Source organism: Actinomyces sp. MRS3W (assembly GCF_032465695.1).
Classification (GTDB): domain Bacteria; phylum Actinomycetota; class Actinomycetes; order Actinomycetales; family Actinomycetaceae; genus Actinomyces.
The window spans coordinates 1-7795 of the sequence record NZ_JAWDJJ010000204.1; the positions used below are offsets into that span (position 1 = coordinate 1).

Here is a 7795-nt window from a genome sequence, read left to right on the forward strand (position 1 = left end):
GCTACGCGGTCATCACCGGCGGCGGCCCCGGCATCATGGAGGCCGCCAACAAGGGCGCCCGCGAAGCCGGCGGCATCTCCGTTGGGCTGGGCATCGAGCTGCCTCACGAGCAGGGCATGAACGATTACGTCGACCTGGGCATCAACTTCCGGTACTTCTTCGCCCGCAAGACGATGTTCCTCAAGTACTCCGACGGTTTCGTCATCATGCCCGGCGGCATGGGCACGCTCGACGAGCTTTTCGAGGCCGTCACCCTGGTGCAGACCCAGAAGGTGCCCTCCTTTCCGATCGCCCTGGTGGGCTCCCGGTTCTGGGGCGGGCTGGTCGACTGGCTGCGCGATACGCTCGTGGAGGCTGCCACGATCGACGCCGACGACGTGGCACTCCTGCAGGTGGTCGACACGGCTGCCGATGCGGTCGACTTCGTCGTCGGCGCCGCTCGCACCATGCGCGCCAATGGGCTCACCCGCACGCCCGACCGGGCGGAGTGACCTGACGGGAATCTGCGGTGCGATGAGTCCGCGGGGGCGTGGAGTCAGCCACGTTTCCTCCATAAATGGCGTGATCATGCCGTAGAATACGCCTGGGAGACGCGGTGACAATCCGCGAATCATCAATGAAAGGGGAGCACATGGCTGCCATGAAGCCCAGGACCGGCGACGGGCCTCTCGAGGTCGTTAAGGAAGGACGCTCCATCATCATGCGGATGCCGCTTGAAGGCGGCGGCCGCCTGGTTGTTGAGATCACGCCCGATGAGATCAAGGAGCTCCAGGAGGCGCTGGCCTCCGTGAAGTACTGACAGCTGACAAGGGCGCGCTGGCGGACCGGTCCGCTGGGCTGTCAGGCCCGGCGGACGGATACCAGCAAGCCGTCGTCGACCGGAAGCAACGAGGTGAGCAGCCCATCCTCGTCCCGCAGCGTTTTGCCGAGCTCACGCGCCGCAACCGTTGTCGGGTCGCGGCGAGCCGGGTCGGCGACATGATCGTTCCATAGCGCATGCGTAACGACGAGGACGCCGCCCGTGCGCAGCATGCGGATTCCCTGCGGCACTAGCTCGGCGGCTTCCTCGGGGGTGACGTCGAGGACCACCATGTCATATGAGCTGGCGGCCATGCGGGGCATGACGTCCGCGGCCCGTCCCTGGATGATGCGCGTGTGAGAGCCCGGGTAGCCGGCCTCATCGAAGGCGCGGCGGGCCTCGCGCTGGTACTCCGGTTCGACGTCGATGGTGGTCAGCACGCCGTCAGCGCCCATGCCGGCCAGCAGCCACAGACCCGAGACGCCGGTGCCGGTGCCCACCTCGGCGACGGACTTGGCGGACACGGCCGCCGTCAGCATGCGCAGGGCCGCCCCGGTCGCAGGGGACACCGGGTCGATGCCGAGTTCAATGCCACGCAAGCGCGCCTGCGCAGCCGGCTCGCTCTCGACCGGGAACTCCTCCGTGTAGGACCAGCTCAGTGTCTTGTCGGCAGCCACCATATGCCCCTTCTGTATTCCCTGTGTTCCTGCGGCACCGGGCCGCATGACCGTCGCATAGGGCCGACGGTACCGGCATATCCGGTGCGGGCCCTGCCCTCATTGTTTCAGGTCTGGCCGCTTTCCTGCTGCTGCCTGGCCGTCGCGTCCCCCACGCATCTACCTATACTGGCCTCATGTTGGGTATCTCCGGGGCGGAGTTCTTCGTCATTCTGCTGGTCATCGTCATCGTGGTGGGGCCGCAGCGTCTGCCCGAGTACACCCGCAAGCTGACGCAGGGCGTGCGCAGGCTGCGCGTATTCATCGATGACACGAAGACGCAGATCGCGGAGGAGGTCGGCCCCGAACTGGGTGACCTGGACCTGTCCGACCTGGACCCGCGCAACTATGACCCACGCAAGATCGTGCGCGATGCCCTGGGGGAGGACCTTGATGCCATCCGCAGGGATCTCACGCATCCGTTCCAGTCGGTGGTCAACACCGCCAAGGAAGCGAGTGACGAGGCTGCTTCCGCCGTGACGGCCAGTGGGAAGAAGAGTTCGAAGTCCCTGTCGAAGATGATTGAGGACAAGGCCGAGGAGACTCGTGCCAACCGGGCCGCGGCGGCGACGACCGTGACGGAAGCGGCTGCGGAGGATACCGGCGCGGTTGACGCATCGGCGCAGCCGGCGGCATCGGCGGGGGAGAAGAACCCGGAGGACGCGGCCGCTGAGGCCGCCGCGGTGACGGCGGAGTTGCCCCAGGTAGACGCCGTCGCCAAGCCGGATGATCCCGCTGCTGCCGACGAGCCTGCCGAATCGGCCCGCCTCGCTCTCGAAGCCGGGGACACCGCAACCGCCGAGATTCCCGAGGTACAACCGGCCGAGCCGGCGGACGCCGACCACGCCGTCGCAGAAGACCCGGCATCGCAGGAAGCGGATGCGCAGACGGCCGAGGAGGCGCACGCGGAGGCCGCCGAGGACGTTGCGGAGGTCGACGCCGGACTTGAGGAGGCTGCCGCCGAGGAGATTCCCTCCAGTCTGGCGGCCCCCGACATCGATAAGCACAACGCGGATACGGCCGCCGTTGAGGACGAGGCCGCCCAGCGGGTCCGGCCCGTCTCGCCGCGCGACATTGTGTGTGCAGCCAATGAGGCGGCCCGCACCCGGGCCGAGGCCGCTGCCGCCACCGTCGACGCCTAAGCCCCGCCGCCCCTTCCCCGAAACCGGCACTAATGACGTGCCGGTTTCGGTGAAGGGGCGGGCGACACGCCAATGCCGTCGGTCGCATGAACACGGTCACTTGCTAGGCGAATCTCCTGTTACTGCGCGCTATCTCCTGCTGGCGGAGGATGACTCCCGCGCCCCTAGTCGCATACGATCCAGAGCATGACGACTGTGCTTCTCGTTGAGGACGACCCTGCCATCTCCGAGCCGCTCGCCCGCGCCTTCGGCCGTGAGGGCTACGAGGTCCACGCCCACGGCACGGGCAAGGGCGCGCTCGAAGACCTGGAAGGGGCCGACATCATCGTCCTCGACCTCGGCCTGCCCGATATCGACGGACTCGATGTAGCCCGGCAAGTCCGCGCCCAGGGGCTGACCACGCCCATCCTCATGCTGACAGCCCGCAGCGAGGACACCGACCTGGTCGTCGGCCTCGACGCCGGTGCGGACGACTACGTCACCAAGCCCTTCCGCCTGGCTGAGCTGCTCGCTCGTGTGCGTGCTCAGGTGCGTCGCGCTTCCGGCGAGGCGATCGAGGACGAGCTGGTCGCCGGTGATATTCGCGTCGACGTCGCCGCCCACCGCGCCTTTGTCGGTGAGGAGGAACTGCAGCTGACCACGCGCGAATTCGAACTGCTGCGAGTGCTGGTGCGCGGCGTCGGCCAGGTGCTGTCCACCGACGACATTCTCAAGGAAGTCTGGGGCGAGGATCCGACCGGGACCGAACGCACTCTGACCATGCACATCACCTGGCTGCGCCGCAAGCTGGGTGACGATGACGAGAACCCCACGCTGCTGCTCGCCGACGGCGGCGGCTACCGTCTGGCCGTCTAAGGGCGGTTCCGCACGCCCTCAGGGGCTGGTGAAGATTGAGGGGCGGCATGCGGATGCTGGTATCAGTACCCTCCTCATGACAGACTGTTCGCGAAGGGAAGCGTGATGCGACGCCGAGCTATGCAGATGACCATGGCGGCGGTGTCCGTCGCCGTCGTCCTATTAGGTGTCCCGTTGGGTGGGGCATGGATCGCCGTCGCCTCCCGCGCTACCTCCGACAGCGAGGACCATCTGCGGGTCATTCTTATCGTGGTGCTGACCACAGTGGCCCTTGCTGCGGTGGCGCTCGTAGCGGCGTACATCGTCGCGGCGAAGGCCTCGCGGCGCATTAGCGCCCCGCTGATCTACCTCGCGGCCGAAGCGGAGCAGCTCGGTTCGGGGCAGGTGCGCCCCAGGTTGCGCCGCAGCGGCATTGAGGAAATCGACCTGGTACAGGCGGAACTGGTGCGCAGCGCCGAGCGCGTGGCGGGGCGTATTGCTGCGGAGCGCCAGTTTGCGTCGGACGCCTCTCATCAGCTGCGCACGCCGCTGACCTCCCTCAATCTGCGCCTGGAGGAGATCGAGCTGCTGTCCACCCAGGAGGAGGTACGTGAGGAGGCGCGCGCCTGCATCGAGCAGGTCGATCGCCTCACCGGCGTGGTCGAGGACCTCCTGCGTATTTCGCGCCGCACCGGTGGGGGGACCACGGAGGCGCTGCACCTGGCCGATGTGTTCGCCCAGCAGCGCGAGGAGTGGGAGCCGGCCTTCCGAGAGGAAGGACGCGCCATCACCTTCACCGACGAGGTGGGGATGCCGGTGCTCGCCACCCCCGGGTCCCTGGCACAGGTGCTCGCAACGGTCATTGAGAACTCGCTGCGCTATGGCGGCGGCACGACGAGCGTGTCGGTGCGCAGCGCCAACGGTGGCCACGGCGTCTTCATCGATATCGCCGACGAGGGTGAGGGGGTAGAAGAGGACATCGCCCCGAATGTCTTCGAACGCAATGTCTCCGGGCACGGCTCCACCGGCGTGGGGCTGGCGCTGGCTAAGGACCTGGTTGAGGCCGACGGCGGTCGCATCGAACTGTCTCAGCGCAGCCCGGCGATCTTCTCAATCCTGCTCAACGCCGTGCCGAAATCGCTTGACCCCAACAATGTGCTGCCCCGTGGCGCGCTCGTCAGTGTGGGTCGACGCCGCCGACTGTGAAGGGGCTGGTCGGGGTCGGAAGCGACCACCGACCCATCTGTCGAAACTTGCGGCGCCCCGCCTCTTGACGACCGTGCGTCATTAGTGCCGGTTTCGGTACGTTATTAGTGCCGGTTTCGGTGAGGGGGGTGTCAGTTGTCTGTCAGTCAGTCGGCGGCCTCGACGGTGGTGAGGGCGGCGTTGCGTTTCGCGGAGCCCAGCTTGTTGCGCAGCGCGGTGATGAGCATCGGCAGCACGGACACGAAGACGATGCCCAGGATCATGACGTCGATGTTCTTCTGAATCCAGGTGATGGAACCCAGGAAGTAGCCGAGCCAGGTGACGCCGAAGGCCCAGAACGTCGCACCCAGCATGTTGAAGCCGAGGAAGTGGGTGTAGTGCATCTTGCCCACGCCCGCCATGACCGGGGTGAAGGTGCGCACGATCGGAACGAACTGGGCGAGCGTAATCGCCTTACCACCGTGCTTGGCGAAGAACGCAGAGGTGCGATCGACATACTCCTGCTTGAACAGGCGCGAATCCTCGCGGTTGAAGATGGCCGGGCCGGCCTTGCGACCGATGGCGTACCCGGTCTGGTTGCCGATAATGGCGGCCAACCACAGAAGCGGTGCGGCGACCCAGATCGGCACCCCGACGGCGCCGGTAGCCACGAACATTCCCAGCGTGAACAGCAGGGAGTCCCCGGGCAGGAAGAAACCGACGAGCAGCCCGGTCTCCGCGAAGATGACGAGCATGACGCCGACGATCGCCCAGGGGCCGAACCATTCGACGATCTTGGTGATCAAGTTGGCGGCGTCGAGCCATTTAGGGCCGAGGGCGGGAGCGGGCATGGCGGGCAGTGGCGCCGCTAAGGCCGCGGAGGAGAGCGCGAATACCGGGTTCAGAGCAGTCACGGCTTCAGAGTAGGAACAAACCCTGGGCGCTCGCCGAGACGGGCGCCGCATCTGGACTGTGGAATTGCGCACGTATGCGACCCCGGCGGCTGCCTGGTCCGCGGGGCCGGTCTGGCCACTCATCGGAGCGCAGATCGTGTCGATGAACTGGGTCAACGTGCCGCGGAGCCGGCGGGGCGGTCTGAATCGGAGTTACCGCGGGTGCGGCCGGTGAAGACGATGTAGTGGTAGAAGAAGAAACGGAAGGCGGTGCCCAACCCGAATCCCACGATGTAGGCGGCGATGTTGTCCGCCAAGGGGCCGGTCAGCCCGAGGACGTGATGGGTGAACAGCAGGCAGAACTGGGTGATGAGAATCCCGCCCGCGTTGGCGAAGGCGAACAGGAGTGCTTCCCTCACTGTGTTGTCGCGGGTGCGGCCCCGGTAGGTCCAGCTGCGGTTGGCCACCCAGGAGAAGCATGTGGCGATGCAGGCGGAGACGATGTTGGCGGTATTTGGGTGCCCGGCGAGCACGCCAAGGGGACCGTGCTGCAGCAGGTTGAACAGGCCGGAGTCGATGACATAGGCGAGTGCGCCGACAAGCCCGAATTGGGTCAGCTCGCGCAGCCAGGCGAGCAGCCGCTGGCCGAGTGTTCTCTCAGCACGTGACCGCGCGGGCGGCTGAGCGGCGGAGACCCCGGGCATTGCGGCGGCGGGGGATGCGGGCGGCTGCCCGCCGGCCGGGTATCTGCGCGCCTCGACGCCGGCTGTGGCGGGCGCGCGCAGCGCCTCGGGTCTCGCTTTTGTCACGACGACGATCTTACGGCTCGTATCCATGCGTGCGCTGAGAAGGTGTCGAGCGTCACGTCTGACGGTTTCTTCTGGCGCGGTTCCGCGAACTCGAACACGACACTCGGCTCCGGATCTGGCCCCCACGCGCCCGGACTACGGCACCCAGGTGACGGCGCTGTAGCCGTCCCACACCCAGCTCACCCAGAAGACTTGGCCCACCAGGCCGACTGCGAGCAACGCCGCCCGCACCCGGGGTGGCGTGTGCGCGGCCAGCGCCCACGCCACCGGGGCCAACGGCAGCAATAGGCGGAACACCGACGTCGTCGGGTCGAAGAAGACCAGCAGATACAGCGTGTAGGCCACGCACCACAGCCATGCCGGCTCACCCACCTGCCGCAGCGCCGGCGCCGACAGGGCGAGGACCGCCAACACCGCGACCCCGATGAGCAACAGCCATCCCAGGTGACCACCCACCCACCACTGACTACGCGTGAGCCACGGCAGCAGCGGCGTCAGCTCCCCACCCCGCCAGGAGGTCTCGGTGGCCGTGTAGGCATCGGCGCGCCCGGTGACCGCCCAGGCGATTGCCGGCCAAGCCAGGGCGCTGGCCGCCGCCACGGCGGTCAACCCCAGCAGACGCAACCGCTCCCGGCGGCCCCGGCGGGAGCGGGCCACCTCCCACAGCCACCACAGGCCGAGCGCCGCCGTCAGGGGCACGCCGAGCGGACGGGCAAAAGCCGCCCCGATGACGGCCGGCGTCGCCGCCAGGAAGCGGCCCCGTTCGGCCAGCCACAGCGCCACCGCCACCAGCAGCAGGCCGAGGGACTCGGCGTAGGGCAACTGGAGGACGACGGCGCACGGCGAGCACCAGAACAGCGCCACCGCCCACAGCGAGGCGCGCTTGCCCACATGCGGGGCGAGCCAACGATCCATGACCAGCGCCGCCCCCGCCGAGGCCGCCAACGACACCGCGGTGGCACAGGCGTAGAAGGACCAGCCCGTCCAGCTCAGGGCGGAGGCCAGCAGCGGCAGCAGCGGCATGAACGCCCACGCGTTCTGCTGCACGGTGCCGTCGGTGCCGGTCGGCAACTGGGTCGGGTAGCCCTCCCGAACGATCCGCTCATACCAGCCCGAATCCCAAAACGAGGCGTGCTCCATCCACGTCGGGCGCGCCGGCGCCCACACCGTCTGCCCGGTGTCCTGTGCCCCCAGGCGCAGCACCAGCAGGGACAACAGCGTCGCCGCGGCCCAGACCATGAGCACGGCGGCGCTGCGCGGCAGCTGGCGAAAGCCGCGTGAGAGCATCCGCCCGGTGGCATCGAGAAACGAGGGCAGCCGATTCGGTTCGGAGACCGTGGAGGACGCCGTCGAGGGTGCAGTCGCCGGCGAGACGGCAGAGGCGGACGACGCCGCTTGAGAAGCGGCGTCGTCCGCC

The 7795-nt window shown here is 67.8% G+C and carries 9 protein-coding genes; 5 read left to right on the forward strand and 4 right to left on the reverse strand.

What is annotated here, in order from left to right:
- Positions 1 to 491: TIGR00730 family Rossman fold protein (locus RWX45_RS07565; protein ID WP_316023124.1), on the forward strand; the 491-nt coding region annotated here is incomplete at its 5' end.
- A 140-nt stretch (positions 492 to 631) separates the two neighbouring features.
- The gene (locus tag RWX45_RS07570; protein WP_073327418.1) at positions 632 to 799 is read left to right on the forward strand and encodes a DUF3117 domain-containing protein; all 168 of its coding nucleotides are present in this window, start codon (positions 632 to 634) and stop codon (positions 797 to 799) included.
- Between the two features lie 41 nt (positions 800 to 840).
- Here RWX45_RS07570 and RWX45_RS07575 read toward each other — a convergent pair whose 3' ends face one another.
- On the reverse strand, positions 841 to 1476 hold the full coding sequence (locus RWX45_RS07575; RefSeq protein WP_316023129.1) for an O-methyltransferase: 636 nt from the start codon (positions 1474 to 1476) through the stop codon (positions 841 to 843).
- Between the two features lie 176 nt (positions 1477 to 1652).
- Between RWX45_RS07575 and RWX45_RS07580 the strand changes: the two genes are divergently transcribed.
- From RWX45_RS07580 to RWX45_RS07590, 3 genes are all read left to right on the forward strand, one after another.
- Positions 1653 to 2657, forward strand: coding sequence for a twin-arginine translocase TatA/TatE family subunit (locus RWX45_RS07580; RefSeq protein WP_316023125.1), 1005 nt, complete (start codon positions 1653 to 1655; stop codon positions 2655 to 2657).
- A 186-nt stretch (positions 2658 to 2843) separates the two neighbouring features.
- On the forward strand, positions 2844 to 3512 hold the full coding sequence (locus tag RWX45_RS07585; RefSeq protein ID WP_316023126.1) for a response regulator transcription factor: 669 nt from the start codon (positions 2844 to 2846) through the stop codon (positions 3510 to 3512).
- A 105-nt stretch (positions 3513 to 3617) separates the two neighbouring features.
- On the forward strand, positions 3618 to 4697 hold the full coding sequence (locus tag RWX45_RS07590) for a HAMP domain-containing sensor histidine kinase (protein WP_316023127.1): 1080 nt from the start codon (positions 3618 to 3620) through the stop codon (positions 4695 to 4697).
- A 146-nt stretch (positions 4698 to 4843) separates the two neighbouring features.
- Here RWX45_RS07590 and RWX45_RS07595 read toward each other — a convergent pair whose 3' ends face one another.
- The 3 genes from RWX45_RS07595 to RWX45_RS07605 form a co-directional block, all read right to left on the reverse strand.
- Entirely contained in the window at positions 4844 to 5590 is a 747-nt protein-coding gene (locus RWX45_RS07595; protein WP_316023128.1) for a VTT domain-containing protein, read from the reverse strand.
- Between the two features lie 152 nt (positions 5591 to 5742).
- On the reverse strand, positions 5743 to 6273 hold the full coding sequence (locus RWX45_RS07600; protein WP_316023130.1) for a GtrA family protein: 531 nt from the start codon (positions 6271 to 6273) through the stop codon (positions 5743 to 5745).
- A 240-nt stretch (positions 6274 to 6513) separates the two neighbouring features.
- The gene (locus RWX45_RS07605) at positions 6514 to 7665 is read right to left on the reverse strand and encodes a hypothetical protein (protein ID WP_316023131.1); all 1152 of its coding nucleotides are present in this window, start codon (positions 7663 to 7665) and stop codon (positions 6514 to 6516) included.
- Between the last annotated feature and the right edge of the window lie 130 nt (positions 7666 to 7795).

Bases quoted from the DNA above. Each gene is read 5' to 3' on its own strand.
- RWX45_RS07570 (WP_073327418.1), top strand. From the start codon at position 632: ATGGCTGCCATGAAGCCCAGGACCGGCGACGGGCCTCTCGAGGTCGTT.
- RWX45_RS07580 (WP_316023125.1), top strand. From the start codon at position 1,653: ATGTTGGGTATCTCCGGGGCGGAGTTCTTCGTCATTCTGCTGGTCATC.
- RWX45_RS07585 (WP_316023126.1), top strand. From the start codon at position 2,844: ATGACGACTGTGCTTCTCGTTGAGGACGACCCTGCCATCTCCGAGCCG.
- RWX45_RS07590 (WP_316023127.1), top strand. From the start codon at position 3,618: ATGCGACGCCGAGCTATGCAGATGACCATGGCGGCGGTGTCCGTCGCC.
- RWX45_RS07600 (WP_316023130.1), bottom strand. From the start codon at position 6,273: ATGCCCGGGGTCTCCGCCGCTCAGCCGCCCGCGCGGTCACGTGCTGAG.
- RWX45_RS07605 (WP_316023131.1), bottom strand. From the start codon at position 7,665: ATGCTCTCACGCGGCTTTCGCCAGCTGCCGCGCAGCGCCGCCGTGCTC.